The sequence below is a fragment of the Mucilaginibacter sp. genome (assembly GCF_028288185.1).
Classification (GTDB): domain Bacteria; phylum Bacteroidota; class Bacteroidia; order Sphingobacteriales; family Sphingobacteriaceae; genus Mucilaginibacter.
The window spans coordinates 237,655-254,618 of record NZ_JAQBOF010000040.1; the positions used below are offsets into that span (position 1 = coordinate 237,655).

A 16,964-nucleotide genomic window follows, 5' to 3' on the forward strand; every position below is an offset into this window, starting at 1 on the left:
AGGCGATTTTATTATGCTTCAAAAAGGTGTACCGGTTGAAGATATTTAAAACATAATTAGTTACACAGCCATGCTAAATAATTGAGTTTCGGGTTTGTCTGCCCATAAGCGTTCGTCAAGCGCCATGCAAATATTACGCAAAAATGGCTTGCCCGATTCGGTGATTTTTACACCCCATGAATTAAGTTCTATTAATCCATCATCGGCCAACGGCTGTAATCTGTCAATGCCGTTAAATATGGCAGCGCAAGGTTGGGTGTGGTGATTCCAGGCAGTATAGCCTTTGCACATAATATTCAGAATGTGCTTCCTAATAATTAGGTCCTCTCCGGTTAATATATGCCCTTTAACAACGGGTAGTTTATCTTCGTTCATCAACTTTAAATATTCTTCGACCGTTTTAACATTTTGGGCATAGGCATAGCAGGCATCGCTAATTGACGATACGCCCAAGCCTATCAATAATTGAGTGTTTTGGCTGGTGTAGCCCATAAAATTTCGATGCAATTTCCCTTTTGCTTGTGCAACCAAAAGCGCATCACCGGGCAGCGCAAAGTTATCCATTCCTATTTCCTGGTAACCATAACCTTTTAAAAGGCTTCGGCCTACCTGATGTAATTTGGTTTTTAGTTTTGGCTCGGGCAGGTCAAGCTCTGTAAACTTACGTTGCCCGGGTTTAATCCAGGGTACGTGTGCATAACTGTAAAATGCAATCCTGTCTGGTTTTAAGTCGGCAACCATATTCATGGTATTTATTAAACCGTTAAGTGTTTGTAAAGGAAGCCCATATATCAAATCATAATTAATGGATGTATAGCCAATCCTTCGCGCCTCAAGCGTTACAGTTTGTACTTGTTCAAATGTCTGCTTCCTGTTGATGATGAATTGTACTTTGGGATCAAAATCCTGGATACCTAAACTGATCCGACGAAAGCCGAGATGATATAGCGTTTCTAAATGTTCAGTAGTCGTATTACCGGGATGGGCCTCGAAACTAAACTCGGCCTGGCAGTGGACAGTTGAATGTTCAAGTAAGCCTGAAAGAAGTAATCCAAGATGCTTTGCGCTAAAAAAAGTAGGTGTGCCACCACCAAGATGAATTTCACGTATAATTGGTTTATGCTCCATTACCTCACCATATAACTGCCATTCTTTTAACAAAGCCGCGATATAGGGCGCCTCTACGCCATGATTTTTAGTGATGCGGGTATTGCAACCACAATAGGTGCAAAGGTCTTCACAAAAGGGCAAATGGATATACAAGCTTATGCCATCATTATCATTGCATTCGGCAAACGCCCATTGTACACGATTTTTCCAGGCAGCATTAGTAAATTTGTCGTTTTCCCAATAAGGCACGGTGGGGTAACTGGTATAACGTGGTGCCGGCACATTATACTTTTCTGTAAGATAGTTAGGCATGATGTAATGTTTATTGAATTGGGCCCTTAGTTGTAGGCAATACCCGGCAATTGTTTGCACAAGCGCAGGCATTGCCTACACATTTGTTGGCTTGCCATAAATCAAGGTTGGTAATGGTTTGGGCTGCAGCATCTTGTAATGCTTGCTGAGTCAGGTCTTCCTGTGTGGGGTATAAGGGGATATTTGCCACCTTAATACCATAGGCGGCTGCGGCTTTTGTATCTATGTGGCCCATCTCGGCCGATCTGGTAACTATATATTTTATGCCAAACCCGGCCAGTTTCTCAATCACCAATGCCGAAACATCATCATCAGCAAACACTATTACAGCATCTTTGCCTTCTGCATAAATTGCAGTATTTATACCTAAAGGATTAGCAATAAGCGTAATATCATGTTTTTTTTGATTTGCCTTTGCCAGGAATTCCTTTTCGAAATGCTTTATATTGTATGCAACCGCTTTCATTAGCTTTGTTTTTATCTAACAAAACTATCGCTATTGCTTCATGTATAGTATGAGAAGCGTCAGTAAGAAAAATGACCTTTATCAGTTTTTCATTTTGGCAAGCTTATTTATATCAAGGATGGTTATGGCGCTGCCTTTTTTATCAATTAGTCCCTCATCTTTAAAGTCAGATAAAGTACGGCTAACTGTTTCGGTGGCCATACCGGCCATGGCAGCCAGGTCTTCTCTTGATATCTTAAAAGATTCGCCCTCGGTAACATGCTGCCGCGATAAACGAACCATAGCTTCGGCCATGCGCTTTCTAACAGAATGATAAGCTAATTGTAACAACTGTTCTTCTTTTTCGCGGATATCATTTGATAATAGTTTTATAAACTCGCGTGCAACAACGGGATACATATTTAATAGTTGTTCCAGTTGGTCTTTTGGGATAAGGCATAGTAAACTATCCTCTAAAGCCGTCGCCGTATCAGTATAATCTTCATTGGCTAACATAGCGTGTATCCCCAGGTAAGTATCAGGCCCATAAATACCGGTCATTAGCTCGCGTCCATCTTCGGCCAGTTTAATAGTTTTTACACTGCCATTTATTAATAAATAAAGGCCATTGCCCTTATCGCCTTCGTAATAAATAACCTGGTTTTTTTTAAATTGCCTTACTTTACGTTCCAGTATAATTTTTTTCAACTCAGCAAGCCCGTCATTTTTAGCTATCAATGTACTTAAATTGTCTAACGATTTGCTATAAAAAGCTTGCTGTGTTTCCCTTTTTTTTAACCGGCTTTCAATAGCATTAAGCAGTTCCATATCATCAAAAGGCTTGGTTAGGTAATCATCGGCACCCATTTCCATCCCTTTGCGTAAGTCAACGCGTTCTGCCTTTGCTGTTAAAAATATAAACGGAATGGCTGCGGCTTCCGGCGATTTATTAAGCATATATAAAACGCCATACCCATCAAGCTCAGGCATCATTATATCGCATAATATAATATCGGGTAAATTTTTTATAGCCAGGTCAACGCCAATTTTGCCATTATTTGCAGCGTAAACCTGGTAGCCCGCCAATTCCAGTATTTCTACCACATTTTCACGGATATCGTTATTGTCCTCTATTATCAATACTTTTTTACTCATGATACTGGAAATGATATGGTAAATAATGTGCCTTGATTAACATCGCTTTTAAAATCAACCGTTCCTTTCATTAAGTCGGCATAGCGGGCTACTATATTTAAGCCCAAACCTGTACCCGGTATGTTGCCGGTATTGTGCGCACGGAAAAAAGCTTCAAATAAATGTTTCTGGTCTGTTTCGGGGATGCCTATACCGTTATCCCTGACGGTTATGATACAATTATCCCGATTTATCTCGGTGTTAAATTCAATAAAAGTGTTTTCGCCAGAGTATTTAATGGCATTAGCAATAAGATTGATAACACAATTTTTTAACAGGTTTTGATCAAGTGTGATCATGCTTTTTAACCCTGTGTGTTGATAGATGATGTTTTGGTTTTGCTTAGCAACCATTTGCATCTCCTCAGTTATTTCTTCGGATAGTTTAACCAGGTCAAAGCTATTAAAGGATGGTTCAACCTTACCAGCTTCTAATTTTTCTAAAGACAGGAAGTCATTTAAAATAGTTGTAAGGTTTCCTACCGCGCTTTTAATACGCGCTACGTGCTTGGTAATATTTGGGCTATCAAAGGGAGCGGCGTATTTATCAATTAATGAGGCAGATAATTGCACAGCACTTAAAGGTGTTCTAAACTCGTGCGATGCCATAGACACAAAGCGGCTTTTCAGTTGGCTCAATTCTTTTTCTTTTTCTAATGATTGGCTAACTTCCTCTTTTGCTTGTTGCAGCGCGTCCAGCGAACGTCGTAAGGATGACGTTCGTTCCTCAACCAGTTCTTCTAAATGTGTTGCGTATTCTTTAAGTTGCTCTTCGGCTTCTTTTTGTAAACTAAGGTCATGAATAAAGCCGGTAAAAATTTTACGACCAGAATATTGGACTTCGCTAACGCCTAATCTAAACGGAAAACGGGTGCCATCTTTTCGAAGCCCCGTTACTTCGCGCCCGATGCCAATAATATGTGGTTCGTGGGTGCGCTGGTACCTGCCTATATATTCATCGTGCTGCTCTCTATCCGGCGGAGGCATTAACATAGAAACATTGTTGCCTATTACGTCTTCCTGGGTATAAAGAAATAGTTTGCATGCTGCCGGATTGATCGACTCAATTTTTCCCCTATCGTCAATAGTTATAATTCCATCAATAGCATTATCTATTATAGCTTTTAACAGCGCAGCGTTTTCCATAATTGATTATATCCTTCGTATATGATAGCTGTCACAAATATGGACAATGTATATCACACAAAATATAATATTTTTCAAGTAAAAAAGTGACAATTATCATTTTTTGATCTGAATCATAGCTACTACCGCCTTATCATTTTTTTTAATGATAGCCATCAGTTTTTTCCAGCGTACGATCTGGCAACCTTTGGCACAGAAGCTTAATAGCAAACCATATTTAATTGTCATCTGCTAAAAAATATATTATGATACCTAAAAAAATGAAAGCCGCAGTGATTCACCGGTTTGGTGCAACGTTGCCTCCTCGCCCAAAATAGCGATCAAAGAGGATAGCCCTTTTTTGTTGCGAATAGTGAACAATAGTCATTTGACTTAAAAGATAAAAGCCTGCAATTTTTTGATTTGCAGGCTTTTATCTTTTTTGAAATTGAAATCAGCGGAGAGGGAGGGATTCGAACCCTCGATACACTTTTGGCGTATACACACTTTCCAGGCGTGCTCTTTCGACCACTCAGACACCTCTCCGTATAAATGGATTGCAAAGGTAAAATAATAATGCGTCCGCAGCGTACAAAAAAAGCGGGGCACCCGTTAAATGCCCCGCTTGTATAAAAAATAACCAAAAACTATATTATCACTTTAATTACAGTGCGTACCTGCAATATCAATGCACTATATAGAGTGTTTGGCGGGCAATTAGTTTAATTGCGGTCAAAATTTTTATGGTAATAATGCAGATAAACTTTTTTAGCTTATGTTTGCTACAGTTAGCCAGACAAGCAGTTTGGCATACATATAAAAGCCTGCAATTTTAATGTTGAGCATCAACGAGATCAAAAAACCCATTGCTGCTGATATTGATGTTTTTGAGGAGCGTTTTAAAGCCTCCATGCAAAGCTCAGTACCGTTGCTTGACCGTATTACCCATTATATAGTAAAACGCAAAGGCAAGCAAATAAGACCCATGTTTGTCTTTTTTTCGGCAAGTATTTGCGGGGGTATTAATGAGTCCACCCATCGTGGCGCGGCTTTGGTCGAGTTACTGCATACGGCTACCCTGGTGCATGATGATGTGGTTGATAACTCCTACCAACGCCGTGGTTTTTTCTCTATCAACGCTTTATGGAAAAACAAAATAGCCGTTTTGGTTGGCGATTACCTGCTATCAAAAGGATTATTACTGTCCATTGATAACGGCGATTTTAAGCTACTTAAAATAGTATCAGAAGCGGTAAAGCAAATGAGCGAGGGCGAGTTGCTGCAAATAGAAAAAGTGCGCCGTATGGATATTGGCGAACCGATTTATTATGATGTTATCCGCCAAAAAACAGCATCATTGATAGCTGCTTGTTGCGCTTGCGGCGCGGCATCTGCCGGGGCTGACGAGGAAACTATTGAGAAAATGCGCCTGTTTGGCGAGAAGATAGGCATAGCTTTCCAAATCAAAGATGATATGTTTGATTTTGGCACAGATGATGTAGGTAAGCCATTAGGCATAGATATTAAAGAAAAGAAAGTTACCCTGCCGTTGATCTATGCATTAAATAATTGCGATGCTGCGGATAAAAAGAAAATGATCAACCTGGTGAAGAATCATAATGACGAGCCGGAAAAGATCACCGCCATTATTAACTTTGTAAACCAAACCGGAGGGCTACAGTATGCCGAAACCCAGATGCAAAAGTACCGGGATGAAGCCTTTGAAATATTAAACACCCTCCCCGAGTGCGATGCGCGTACAGGGCTTGCACAATTAGTGAGTTTTACAACAGAAAGAGATAGATAGTGGCAAACGAACTTTTATTTATTGCAGGTTTTTTAGTTTTCATTTTTATAATGATGGCTATGGATCTGGGCCTTTTTGGCAAATCTGATAAACCGGTTAGCCTTAAACAAGCTGGCTTTATGAGCGCGGTTTGGGTTGCCTTTGCATTAGGATTTTATGTGCTGATTTTGAACTATGGCGATTTACTGCACCACATTGACAGCTTTGCCGCGTTACAAAATATCAACACCGAAAATTTCCATAATTTAAAACTAAACGCAAATGATTTTGCGGGTAGCCTGGCGCTATACCGTAAAAATTTGGGACTTGAGTTTATTACCGGCTATGTGGTAGAGTATGCGCTATCTGTAGATAATATTTTTGTGATGGTACTGATCTTTACGGCCTTCGCGGTTAATCCAAGACATTACCATAAGGTGTTACTATGGGGGATAATTGGCGCGGTGGTAATGCGTTTCCTGTTCATATTTGTGGGTGCTGCTTTAATTGAGGAGTTCCATTGGATACTGTACCTGTTTGGTGCGTTCCTGGTATATACCGGTGTTACCATGTTTATTAACCGCAATCAGGAAGAAAACATAGATCCCGAGAACCATAAAGTGGTTAAGCTGGCATCAAAATATTTTTCTGTTCACCCTAAGTTTGAGGGTAATAAGTTCTTTGTTAAGATCGATAAGAAAAAACTGATCACCCCGCTATTTTTAGTGCTGCTGATCATTGAAGTTACCGATTTGGTTTTCGCTGTCGATTCTATCCCGGCTATATTCTCAGTAACTAAAGATCCATACATTGTGTTCTTCTCTAACATATTTGCCATAATGGGCCTGCGTTCCATGTTCTTTTTACTGGTGAATATCATTGATAAGTTCCATTACCTTAAAGTTGGATTGGCTGTATTGCTGACCTTCATCGGCTTAAAAATGCTGGCTGCCAATTATGTGGATAAGATAGGGCTTACCACCAGCAGGTCGCTATTGGTTATTTTGGGTATATTGGTGATAAGTGTTGTAGCATCGCTAATTTTCCCAAAAAAGAAAGAAACATAACAATATCATTATGGAAGAGAACAATAAAACTGCTGTTCCGTCATTGTTTGAATGGGCCGGAGGTATGCCCGCTTTCGAAAACTTGTTTGATAAATTTTACGATCAGGTATTAGCCGATGATATCCTGGAGCCGGTATTTAAGCATATGTCGGCACAACACCGGCAGCATGTGGCACATTTTGTGGCCGAGGTTTTGGGCGGACCTAAATTATACAGCGAATCTGAAGGCAGCCATTTCCAAATGATACAAAAGCACGTGGCAAAGCACTTAACCCAGCAACACCGCAAACGCTGGATGGAGTTGTTACTTGAAACTGCTGATGAACTTGAATTGCCCGATGACCCTGAATTCCGCTCGGCGTTTATGGCTTATTTAGAATGGGGAACGCGTATAGCTGTTTTAAACTCAAATTTGGATAGCGTTGACGAGGACCCCGACATGCCCATGCCAAAATGGGGCTGGGGTGTACCCGGTGGCCCTTATATTGGTTAAAAATATTAACTTCGTAAATGCAGTCGTTAGATCTTAGTCTTTTTAAACTCACACCGCTTGGTGTGTTGGATATACTACTGGTAGCGTTTATTATTTACCAGCTTTATAACCTGGTGCGCGGTACTATAGCGGTTAATATCCTGTTAGGTATGGGCCTGATTTGTGTGCTTTACCTGGTAGTAAAGCTGCTGCACATGCAATTACTTACTGATATACTGGGCTATTTTAAGGATTTCGGGGTAATTATTATAGTAGTAGTATTTAAGCAGGAAATACGGCGGTTTTTATTGCTTGTTGGCAAGAATGCATCGCTACAAAGAAATAAGGCCTGGTGGCTTTACTTTTTTGGCCGTGCTAAAGACGAGAAAAACAACTATGCCCGTATTAAACCCATAATAGATGCCTGTAAAATACTAAAGCAAACCCGCACCGGCGCGCTCATTGTTTTTGCAAAATATTATGATGAACAATTTTATCAAAACAGCTGTGAGGTACTGGATGCCAAAATATCAAAACGATTATTGGAAAGCATATTCCAAAAAACAAGCCCGCTGCATGATGGCGCGGTGGTAATAGCAGAGAACAAAATAAAATCCGCCAGTTGCATTTTGCCTTTGACTGATAAGGTTGACTTGCCCGCGCAGTTTGGATTGCGCCACCGGGCCGGTATTGGCGTTACCGAGGCTAATGAGGCTAGTGCAATCATCATATCCGAAGAAACCGGCGAGATATCATATGCCAAACAGGGCCGCGTAAAAATGAATATCAGCTTTGCTGAATTAGAAAAACTGCTGAATAAGGATTTTTAACCCAGGAAGTGTCACCAATTAATTAGAATAATTTACCCGGCCAATAAATCGCTCCGCCTCATCAACACACAATATAATTTGTGTGGCATAGATAGACTTTCTATAAAGGCGCTCTATCAATACCGGGTTGTTGAAGGTAATTAACACATTAACGCTGCCTTTCATAATACCGCCCTTAAAGCAATTTTCGCCCGGCTCATAGCTGTCCCTTATCTTTTCAACTGATGCTATATCAGTCTTATTTATTAATGCCCGCCATCTTAACCCGGTGCGTAATAATAATTGGTCCTGGGTAATTATTACCGGGCTTTTAACGATAGCCGAAAAATCGCCAATAATAAATATAATACTATAAATACTAAGCACGGTAAGTATAACCGCGGCTATGTTGCTATAATGCATCAGGAATAAATGGAATGCTACCACCTCTATCACGCAAACCGCCAGGATCACACCGAACAAAGCTGCGTAACCTGATTCTTTATAGATACTGAAAGACCTAACATCTGCCGAAAATGGCTTTTGTTTTCTCCACCAAAACAACCCGAAGTATAAAATCGTCAGCTCGGTTGATAAAAACTTAACTACCGGGTTGGTGCCCAAAACTTCGGTCATGCTTTTATTGAAGTTGAAGGCTGTATCCGTAAACCCGGCTTGTAGCCTGTTAAAAGCTGCGCGTATCTTCCTGACCTGTGTGATGCCATAAATAACTACACCCAACTCCAGGCAAACAGTAAGTTTTCTTAACTGGACGATGTAATGCCGCTGATGCGCGGGCAATATCAGATAAGCTACACCGCAGCAACAGGTAAAAACAAAAACCAGCCGCCATTTTTTGAGCTTGTTTGGGCGGATAACCAAAAAGTAATAGATCACCGGGAAAGTTATGGTAATATCTATTAAAAACGCGGTTGCAGTCAGATCCCTTTTTATTGGCGCTACATTGTGTAATAAAACAAGCCCTATTGTTAAAATTGCTAACGCGATAAATGCGGCGTAAATGTAGTTTTTAGGGATGGACAGGCGCGGTAATGTCATGGCATATTGCAGGCTGAGTTTGCCTGCAGGTAAAGATAAGGATTAATTATTGGCCGCGCCAGTGTGCTTTTGTAGATTGTAGTGTGCTAATCGCAGGTTGGCTAATTGAACGTGTCGTAGCACTCATGACCGCTGGGCCTATGTTTCTTTTTCCTTAGAGTAGCTGTTACGCAACTAATAGTAAAACAGCCACTCAAGACAAAAGTACCTGACCTTAGCGGCCAAGAGCGTCAAGCGGCTACGTTCGCAATGACATTGTAGAGAATGCAATCCAGTAAACTGCCTATAGGCACAATGCTACACCCCCTTAACATAACCAGTCCCATACGGATAACGTTGTGGCCTTGAAAGTAGCTTGTTCGCTTCGGCATTATTTTTAAACTTTTCTGTTTTTGGGTCCCAGTATAGTTTGCCGGGAACTTTCATGGATATATGCGCGAGCAGGCAGGCGCTGCATGATCTGTGGGCCACTTCAACCGGACTAATAGTAGGCTTTTTACTTTCAATACAATCAAGCCAGTTGCCATGTTGTTCATGGTCATCGGCATAAAGGTGCACTTCATTAGGGCCAATTACTGATGTAAGTATTTTGGGGTCGCTAGCGGTAAATGCAGCATTTTTGGCTGTTACCGGGTCAGATGCTGTAACGGCTCCGCCACTTCTGGTAACAAATATCCATCCCTCTGTACCTTCAAATTTAATCCCGTTGGGGTTTTTGCTGTTGATGAGCATGTTAACGCCGTTGGCATATTTGGCCTTTACCTCAAAATCCAAATGCACATCCCATAAACCAGTTTTCGGGAAAACGGCAGATCCCTCAATTTCTATCGGGCCGGTATATTCGGTATTCATTCCCCAATGGGCAATATCAATATGGTGCACCCCCCACCCGGTTATCATGCCTGCTCCAAATTGTTCGCAGCGTAGCCAACCCCCTCTTGAGCCTATATCGGTTGTAGAGTGCGCCCTGTCGAGCGTATAATACACATACGGGGTTGATCCTAACAACATGTCGTAATTTAAGCCTTCGGGTATAGGCATTTCTGTAGTAATGCCGCCAACTATATCAGCCGGAAGGCCAACATTTACGGTATGCAGTTTACCGATCCTGCCGTTGCGCACCAGCTCGCAAGCCTTTTTAAATTGCGGCCATGGATAGTTACCGCGTTGTTGGCTGCCCAACTGAAAAGTAACGCCCGATTTGCTAACCGCGTTACTCATAGCGCGTCCCTCTTCGATAGTGAGCGAAGTTGGTTTTTGCAGGTAGATATGTTTGCCAGCCATAGCGGCCTCAATTGCTGGTTGGGCATGCCAGTGGTCGGGCGTGCTTATTATAACTGCATCTATATCTTTATTAGCCAGTAAGGTATGGTAATCATCATAAATTTTAACATCGATGTATTTGGTTTTACCCATCTTTTTATCGTACCAACCTTCGATCATTTTTTTGCCGCCCAGCAAGCGATTGTGATCAACATCGGCCATAGCCATAATGCGTGCCTTATCGTATTTAAAAGTTTCTACAAGATCATGCGTACAAGCTATTCGCCCGCAACCAATCTGGCCTATGTTGATCTTATTACTCGGCGCACTTTTACCAAATACCGATGATGGTACAATGGTAGGGAAACCAATTGCCGCGGTTGTTAATGCAGCGGTTTTAACAAAATCTCTCCTGGTGTAAGCAGTTTTTTTAGTATCCATAGCTATTTAATTATGGTTTAAAATTGGCTTTAGTATAACGTACAGGCGTATTGCGCGAGTCGGCATAAGCTTTGGTGTAATCTTTGTTTTTTGACTGGCCGGCAATAAATTCAATCCCCTTTAAAATATGATCGGTAAATGCGGGCAGCTGGTAATACTCTTTGTCATGCCCTAGTGTAGTTATCCATACATTGCCGCCATCGAATGTTTGGTACCACTCGGCGGGAAACAAAGTGCCAAACGACCCGTTAAATTTTTTGATGTTAACCGAGTCGCGTGGGTTAAGTGTTGAAAGATCGTGCACCATGGTAACTTTAATGCCCGGATAAAACTCTTTGGTAAAATAGCACTCATCGCCTAATTCGCGTTCGCTAACTAAAGGCAGGCCGGCAACAGTTGGGTGCGATGGGTCAATAACTCTTACCGTATATTTTTGATGGGGCGGATGCCAGGCAAAAGTACCGCCCAGCATCTGTTTAAACCAGGTCCAGTTACGTTCTGTACCCATTGCTGAGTGTATGCCTATAAAGCCCCCACCCGCTTCCATATAGCGCCTAAAGGCTAAACGCTGCGCATCGGTGTCAAACACATCGTTGTTGGTGCTGGTAAATATCAGCAGGGTATATTGTTTCAGGTTTTGGTCCGTATAGATAGCCGGATCGTCAGACACATCAACTTTAAAACTATTTTCATCGCCTAGTTTTTGGATACATTTAACCGAAGCCGCGATATTATCATGTACATAGCCTTTGCCGTTTTTGGTATAAACCAACACCTTTATGTTTTTTAATGGCGATGGCTTTGTTTGTGCAAATGCCTTAGCAACAAATACGGCCAATACAAAAAACAGTAAAGCACCAACGAAACTTCGTTTTAATAATATTGACTTCATAATTGCTATTAGTCTAAAAAGCGTTTAGCAAATGGTTATAATGGAATTAGCAATGTATTAAAAAAATCTGAGTTTTTTTTTGTAATTTTTTGATGGAAAAATTGTGGCTCCATGGATTTTAATTAATGGTCATTCTGAACAGAGTGAAGAATGACAAAAAAGATTAGTATAAACAAAAAAAGGGGAGGCTAAACAAGCCTCCCCTTTACAATGCGATATATACTTACTACTTATTTATCTCCTTCACAGCATCTTCAGCAACTTTAGCTGATGCGGTATCGCCCATTTTGGTGCGTTGCGCCTGGATGTCGGTTATCATGGCTGCTAATGGCGGGGCTACCCCATATACTTTATATTTTATAGCCGCATCTTTTATGGCGATTATGCCTTGCTGTGCATATTCGGGTTTGTTAACTTTTCCTGTCATACCGGCAAATTCTCTAACCATATTGAATTTGCCTTGTATGCCGGCATCAGTAAATTGTTTGTAAACAAAAGGCCATTCTGCATCACCGCCCGCGGTAGCGTAGGTATGGATCAAGGCCAGGGTAAGAGCGCCTTTGTTGTCTTTTTCAAATGCTTTTGCAAGTGATAACGCCTGAGCAGGGTCCTGTAATGATATAGCCACTAAAGCAGATCCTTGTACAGCATACGATTGGCTTTTCAATGCCTCTTTAAAAGCGCTCATCATACCGGCTGCTTTTAATTTACCTAATACAGATATAGCGGCAGCGCGTACTAAAGTATTCTCGTCATTTTGTGCTATTGAAAGCAATATTGGCTGGGCCGGGTTGCGTACATCATCATTAGCCATGTTTAAACCACGTATTGCTTTAATGCGCAAGCCATAATATTTGTCCTTTAAAGCGGCCAGCATTACTTTGCGTGCACCTTCGCTGCCTTGCTCCGGGGTTGCTTTGTCAATAGCTTCAAAACGATCCATGTATAATGGGGCGTTAAAGTATTGGAAAACATATTCGTCTAAAGTCTTACTGTCGCGTTTTTCGGCTAGTAAAACTTTATCGCCGTCAATATTCACCAAGTCAGGTTTTACTGTCGATGCAAAAGTTAACGTATCAGCTTTATCATTCATCCAAACATTATGGCGAGTTTTTTTGCCGCCGGCATAAACGTCAATAGCCATTGGTAAAATAAACCCATTGCCATCCTGCGTTTGTTGCAGGTAAACGGTTTCTGTCTTGGCGGCATCATTCCATTTGTAGCTGATTTTTAGCGTTGGGTTGCCGTGGCCATAATACCATTGGTTAAAGAACCAGTTCAAATCGCGGCCGCTGGCTTCTTCTAAAGCTAAACGCAGTTGCTGCGCTTCGCCATTTTTAAACGCATGGGTTTTAAGGTAAATACCTAATCCTTTATAAAATGCATCATAGCCTAAATAGTTACGCAGCATGTTTAATATACGACCGCCTTTTTGGTAGGTAACCGCATCGAACACATCTTCCTTATCATTATAGTGAAAGCGTACTAAATCTTTTGTTTTATTGGCTGGATTAGCCAGGTAGTTAAGCATAGCCTGGTAGCTATGCGCGTCTGCTTCATCTTTGCCATATTTATGCTCGGCCCACAACATCTCGCTAAAATCAGCGAATGATTCATTTACGGTTAAGTTACTCCAGCTTTCGGTAGTTACATAATCGCCAAACCATTGGTGAAACAACTCATGTGCTATAGTGCTGCGGCCCTGGTCGTAACCGGCATCTATTAACTCGCGAGGCGTTTCCTGCACGTATTCGCCATGCAGTGTAGCCGATGTGTTTTCCATTGCGCCGCTCACATAGTCGCGCACTACAATTTGCGAGTATTTGTACCACGGATAATCAACGCCCAGGGTTTTCGAGTAAAACTCTATCAACTCTGGTGTCATGCCGAAAATTTGTTTGGCATACGGCGCATACTTAGGCTCTAAATAGTAGCTAACCTCTTTATTGCGCCATTTGTCTTTATAGATCTTAAAATCGCCTACGGCCATCATAAACAAATATGGCGAGTGCGGCAATTCCATCTTCCAGGTATCGGTGCGGGTACCGTCTGCATTAGGTTTTTGTGATGCCAGCCGTCCGTTTGATAAGGTAACATATTTTGCCGGTACGGTCATGCTGATCTCGTCAGTAGTTTTTTGTTCAGATCTATCAATAGTAGGGAACCAGCATGATGAACTTTCGGTTTCGCCTTGTGTCCAGATCTGGGTTGGCTTATCTTTTTCGGTACCGTCCGGATTTATAAAGTATAAACCCTTAGCATCGTTAATAGCGGCGCTGCCTTTTACATGCAGCTCGTTAGGTTTCGAGGTGTAATCAATATAAACGGTATAATTTTCATTGTTGTGATATACCTTATCCAGTTGAATAGCCAAACTCAAGCTATCCTCGTATTTATATTTAAGCGGGATATTTTTACCGTTTTTAACCACGGATATATTTTTAATATCCATGCCTTTAGCGTCAAGCCTTAGGGTATCGGTTGGATAAAAGTGTGGTTTTAATGTAACCCATTCTTTGCCATACATATAGCGTTTTTTGTAGTCGAAACGTACATCAAGCTTAGTGTGTATCAGGTCATTGATACGTGTGGGAGTGGCGCGATATATTTTCATCGCCGGGTTTTGGGCTGTTGGAGCCTGGGCCATTACCGTGCTTAGCGAGGCCGCGGTAATTACAACACCGGTAAGTAAACCGGTTAATGTGATTTTTTTCATAAAGAATATCAGATCAGTTTGTAGCGAAATTAAGAGTTTTAATTAATATCTAAGACTGTGAGATGGGGAAAATGTTACTGTTTTGAAAGATTAAAGATTAGTGATTGAAGATTGGTTTGTAAAGATTAAAGATTGGGCCGGTGGCAAGCTATAAAACAAAGAAAGCGATAAGGGCTACTTATCGCTTTTAATACTATAAATTAAGAACAGCAACTAATCTTTAATCACCAATCTTTCAACTAGCAATATTGCTCAAACGCGCCAATTAAGTTATCGGCTATCATTTGTGCAGGGCGGCCCTCAATTTGGTGGCGCTCTATCATGTGTACCAGTTTACCATCTTTAAACAAAGCCATAGCTGGTGATGACGGAGGGTAAGGCAACATATAGTTACGGGCGCTGTCAACAGCTTCTTTTTCCATGCCGGCAAATACGGTTACAAATTTATCGGGGTGTTTGGCGTTTTGTGTCGCCATACGTGCGGCAGGGCGCGCGTTAGCAGCAGCACAACCACAAACCGAGTTTACCATTACAAATACGGTACCCTCGCTTTCAATAGCATTTTTTACCGCATCGGCATCTTTTAACTCTTCAAAACCAACCTTGGTAAGTTCTTCTCGCATTGGGGTCACTAAATATTCAGGATACATCATAATGTGTCTTTTTCAAAAAAATTATCCACAAAAATAATAAATATGCAACAGTAAAGGTTTAAAAAACGTAATAATAACATCATGCTGACAATGCGTTATACAAAGCAAATGTTAAATTGTTTAAATAATGTTAATTTATACAAGGCTTTTTATAAATTGCCACCCCTAATTGCTAGAGTAGATGAAAGTTGACCCAAAAGACGTGAGTACAATTGTTATTTTAAGTAAAAATAAACAAGGTACCAGAACAATCCAAGTACGTACCCGCCATTTAGTCCGCTTAAAATATTATGCGATGGGGTTGGTTGGTGTACTTGCAATTTTAATTGGATCAATTGTTTTTCTGAACAACAAGAGCCAACAGCAAGAGCAGGAAAAGCAACAATTGCTTACACAAATTTTAAATCTTAAAGGGCAAATACCAATAGCTTTGCAAAAAGAAACCGAAAAAAATTCTGCCCAAACCTATATACAGGCTATTGAGACCAAACTAAAAAGCATTAATGATTATTTAAGAAAACGCGGACTAAAAGGCTTCTCAACCAAATCGGTTGGTGGCGATGCCAACGACGCTGGTGTAAAGCTATCTGATAAAGAAGTTTACATAGCCTATAACGATTATTTAACACATTTGGTAAACACCGTGGGTTTTACGCCGATGGGTTATCCGCGCATTAGTTCCATGACGTCGAGCTTTGGTTTCAGGAGCGACCCGTTTAATTCGGCACATGCCGAGTTTCATCCGGGTATTGATTTTAAAGGCAATCGTGGTGACGTAGCTAAATGTACTGCTAACGGCCGTGTTGTATCTGCCGGCTGGAACGGTGGTTACGGTAATTGCGTTAGGGTAGCACACGCTAACGGTTTTGAAACTTTGTATGGTCACTTATCACGTATAACCGTTAAGGTTGGTCAGCAATTATCAGTTGGTGATAAAGTTGGCGAGGTTGGCTCGACCGGCCGCTCAACCGGTACACATTTACACTACGAAGTAAGAAAAGACGGGAAACCACTAAACCCCGTTAAGTTTTTAACCTTGAATAACTAATAAAGGCAACCAATGAGTGTTTTTTCTAAAAAAGATAAAGTAGCGCTTGATCTGCAAGCTATATCAACATTAATTAGCGAAGGCAGCACCATATTGGGCAACTTAAACGCCCCTGCAGTTGCGCGTATTGATGGCCAGGTAACCGGTGACGTACACGTAAACGAAGGCTTAATATTAGGCGAAAATGGTTTTATAGAAGGTAATATTACCACCAAAGAAATGGTTGTTTACGGCACAGTAAATGGCAATATAACCGTACAATCGCTTGAAATTAAGGGCACCGGCAAAATAACCGGCGATATTGAAACGGCTACCCTATTGGTTGAAGCCGGCGGCGTTTACAACGGACATTTAGCTATGGCATCAGCTAATACTAAGCAGATTAAGCAGATAGCGTAATTACTCACCCGGTCTATGCTTCGCTGGACCAACCTCTCTTCCGCAAGCGGTAAAGAGGGTTTAGAGATCTTAATTAACACTTTTTTACCTACCTCTTTCCGCAAGCGAAGGAGGGTAGACGAGCAAAGCGATGTCGGGGGTGAGTCACCGGCGCACGTTTATTATTACATCACC

At 41.3% G+C, this 16,964-nt stretch carries 16 protein-coding genes and 1 tRNA gene; 6 read left to right on the plus strand and 11 right to left on the minus strand.

Annotated features, from left to right (window positions below; translation table 11 throughout):
* Positions 1–60: 60 nt before the first annotated feature.
* The 6 genes from hemN to JWQ34_RS18805 all read right to left on the minus strand — a co-directional run bounded on the left by hemN (position 61) and on the right by JWQ34_RS18805 (position 4,731).
* Positions 61–1,422 carry an oxygen-independent coproporphyrinogen III oxidase gene (hemN, locus tag JWQ34_RS18780; RefSeq protein WP_299360035.1) on the minus strand — a complete coding sequence of 454 codons (1,362 nt, stop codon included), beginning with the start codon at positions 1,420–1,422 and terminating at the stop codon, positions 61–63.
* Positions 1,423–1,432: 10 nt separating this feature from the next.
* Positions 1,433–1,888, minus strand: a complete 456-nt coding sequence (locus tag JWQ34_RS18785; protein ID WP_299360038.1) for a lactate dehydrogenase — start codon at positions 1,886–1,888, stop codon at positions 1,433–1,435.
* A gap of 81 nt (positions 1,889–1,969) precedes the next feature.
* Complete coding sequence (locus JWQ34_RS18790; protein ID WP_299360041.1) at positions 1,970–3,022, minus strand: response regulator; 1,053 nt, start codon at positions 3,020–3,022, stop codon at positions 1,970–1,972.
* A complete protein-coding gene (locus JWQ34_RS18795) occupies positions 3,019–4,206 on the minus strand; it encodes a PAS domain-containing sensor histidine kinase (protein WP_299360043.1) in 1,188 nt (395 codons plus the stop codon). Before JWQ34_RS18795 ends, JWQ34_RS18790 begins: the two co-directional genes overlap by 4 nt.
* Before the next feature lie 96 nt (positions 4,207–4,302).
* On the minus strand, positions 4,303–4,434 hold the full coding sequence (locus JWQ34_RS18800; protein ID WP_299360045.1) for a hypothetical protein: 132 nt from the start codon (positions 4,432–4,434) through the stop codon (positions 4,303–4,305).
* A gap of 209 nt (positions 4,435–4,643) precedes the next feature.
* Positions 4,644–4,731, minus strand: a tRNA-Ser gene (locus JWQ34_RS18805).
* Positions 4,732–5,020: 289 nt separating this feature from the next.
* Between JWQ34_RS18805 and JWQ34_RS18810 the strand changes: the two genes are divergently transcribed.
* From JWQ34_RS18810 to cdaA, 4 genes are read left to right on the plus strand one after another with little or no spacing between them, the layout of a single operon-like run.
* On the plus strand, positions 5,021–5,992 hold the full coding sequence (locus JWQ34_RS18810; protein ID WP_299360047.1) for a polyprenyl synthetase family protein: 972 nt from the start codon (positions 5,021–5,023) through the stop codon (positions 5,990–5,992).
* Positions 5,992–7,038: a TerC family protein gene (locus JWQ34_RS18815; RefSeq protein ID WP_299360049.1), complete on the plus strand. Its 1,047-nt coding sequence runs from the start codon at positions 5,992–5,994 to the stop codon at positions 7,036–7,038. Before JWQ34_RS18810 ends, JWQ34_RS18815 begins: the two co-directional genes overlap by 1 nt.
* A 10-nt stretch (positions 7,039–7,048) precedes the next feature.
* The gene (locus JWQ34_RS18820) at positions 7,049–7,531 is read left to right on the plus strand and encodes a group II truncated hemoglobin (protein WP_299360051.1); all 483 of its coding nucleotides are present in this window, start codon (positions 7,049–7,051) and stop codon (positions 7,529–7,531) included.
* Between the two features lie 17 nt (positions 7,532–7,548).
* On the plus strand, positions 7,549–8,340 hold the full coding sequence (gene cdaA, locus JWQ34_RS18825; RefSeq protein WP_299360053.1) for a diadenylate cyclase CdaA: 792 nt from the start codon (positions 7,549–7,551) through the stop codon (positions 8,338–8,340).
* Between the two features lie 18 nt (positions 8,341–8,358).
* On the opposite strand, the gene JWQ34_RS18830 is transcribed toward cdaA, so the two are convergent.
* The 5 genes from JWQ34_RS18830 to JWQ34_RS18850 all read right to left on the minus strand — a co-directional run bounded on the left by JWQ34_RS18830 (position 8,359) and on the right by JWQ34_RS18850 (position 15,340).
* On the minus strand, positions 8,359–9,378 hold the full coding sequence (locus tag JWQ34_RS18830; RefSeq protein ID WP_299360056.1) for a hypothetical protein: 1,020 nt from the start codon (positions 9,376–9,378) through the stop codon (positions 8,359–8,361).
* A 297-nt stretch (positions 9,379–9,675) separates the two neighbouring features.
* Positions 9,676–11,082, minus strand: coding sequence for a Gfo/Idh/MocA family oxidoreductase (locus JWQ34_RS18835; protein ID WP_299360059.1), 1,407 nt, complete (start codon positions 11,080–11,082; stop codon positions 9,676–9,678).
* Between the two features lie 10 nt (positions 11,083–11,092).
* Entirely contained in the window at positions 11,093–11,974 is an 882-nt protein-coding gene (locus JWQ34_RS18840) for a ThuA domain-containing protein (protein ID WP_299360062.1), read from the minus strand.
* A 226-nt stretch (positions 11,975–12,200) separates the two neighbouring features.
* On the minus strand, positions 12,201–14,690 hold the full coding sequence (locus tag JWQ34_RS18845; RefSeq protein WP_299360064.1) for a M1 family metallopeptidase: 2,490 nt from the start codon (positions 14,688–14,690) through the stop codon (positions 12,201–12,203).
* A gap of 239 nt (positions 14,691–14,929) precedes the next feature.
* A complete protein-coding gene (locus JWQ34_RS18850; protein ID WP_299360186.1) occupies positions 14,930–15,340 on the minus strand; it encodes a BrxA/BrxB family bacilliredoxin in 411 nt (136 codons plus the stop codon).
* Positions 15,341–15,524: 184 nt separating this feature from the next.
* Between JWQ34_RS18850 and JWQ34_RS18855 the strand changes: the two genes are divergently transcribed.
* Complete coding sequence (locus tag JWQ34_RS18855; RefSeq protein WP_299360066.1) at positions 15,525–16,391, plus strand: M23 family metallopeptidase; 867 nt, start codon at positions 15,525–15,527, stop codon at positions 16,389–16,391.
* A gap of 12 nt (positions 16,392–16,403) precedes the next feature.
* Positions 16,404–16,790, plus strand: a complete 387-nt coding sequence (locus tag JWQ34_RS18860) for a polymer-forming cytoskeletal protein (RefSeq protein WP_299360069.1) — start codon at positions 16,404–16,406, stop codon at positions 16,788–16,790.
* Positions 16,791–16,964: the final 174 nt, after the last annotated feature.

Coding starts and splice junctions, on each gene's coding strand:
- JWQ34_RS18820 (WP_299360051.1), top strand. CDS start 7,049: ATGGAAGAGAACAATAAAACTGCTGTTCCGTCATTGTTTGAATGGGCC.
- hemN (WP_299360035.1), bottom strand. CDS start 1,422: ATGCCTAACTATCTTACAGAAAAGTATAATGTGCCGGCACCACGTTAT.
- JWQ34_RS18795 (WP_299360043.1), bottom strand. CDS start 4,206: ATGGAAAACGCTGCGCTGTTAAAAGCTATAATAGATAATGCTATTGAT.
- JWQ34_RS18785 (WP_299360038.1), bottom strand. CDS start 1,888: ATGAAAGCGGTTGCATACAATATAAAGCATTTCGAAAAGGAATTCCTG.
- JWQ34_RS18830 (WP_299360056.1), bottom strand. CDS start 9,378: ATGACATTACCGCGCCTGTCCATCCCTAAAAACTACATTTACGCCGCA.
- JWQ34_RS18840 (WP_299360062.1), bottom strand. CDS start 11,974: ATGAAGTCAATATTATTAAAACGAAGTTTCGTTGGTGCTTTACTGTTT.
- JWQ34_RS18835 (WP_299360059.1), bottom strand. CDS start 11,082: ATGGATACTAAAAAAACTGCTTACACCAGGAGAGATTTTGTTAAAACC.
- JWQ34_RS18860 (WP_299360069.1), top strand. CDS start 16,404: ATGAGTGTTTTTTCTAAAAAAGATAAAGTAGCGCTTGATCTGCAAGCT.
- cdaA (WP_299360053.1), top strand. CDS start 7,549: ATGCAGTCGTTAGATCTTAGTCTTTTTAAACTCACACCGCTTGGTGTG.
- JWQ34_RS18800 (WP_299360045.1), bottom strand. CDS start 4,434: ATGACAATTAAATATGGTTTGCTATTAAGCTTCTGTGCCAAAGGTTGC.
- JWQ34_RS18850 (WP_299360186.1), bottom strand. CDS start 15,340: ATGTATCCTGAATATTTAGTGACCCCAATGCGAGAAGAACTTACCAAG.
- JWQ34_RS18790 (WP_299360041.1), bottom strand. CDS start 3,022: ATGAGTAAAAAAGTATTGATAATAGAGGACAATAACGATATCCGTGAA.
- JWQ34_RS18845 (WP_299360064.1), bottom strand. CDS start 14,690: ATGAAAAAAATCACATTAACCGGTTTACTTACCGGTGTTGTAATTACC.
- JWQ34_RS18855 (WP_299360066.1), top strand. CDS start 15,525: ATGAAAGTTGACCCAAAAGACGTGAGTACAATTGTTATTTTAAGTAAA.
- JWQ34_RS18810 (WP_299360047.1), top strand. CDS start 5,021: ATGTTGAGCATCAACGAGATCAAAAAACCCATTGCTGCTGATATTGAT.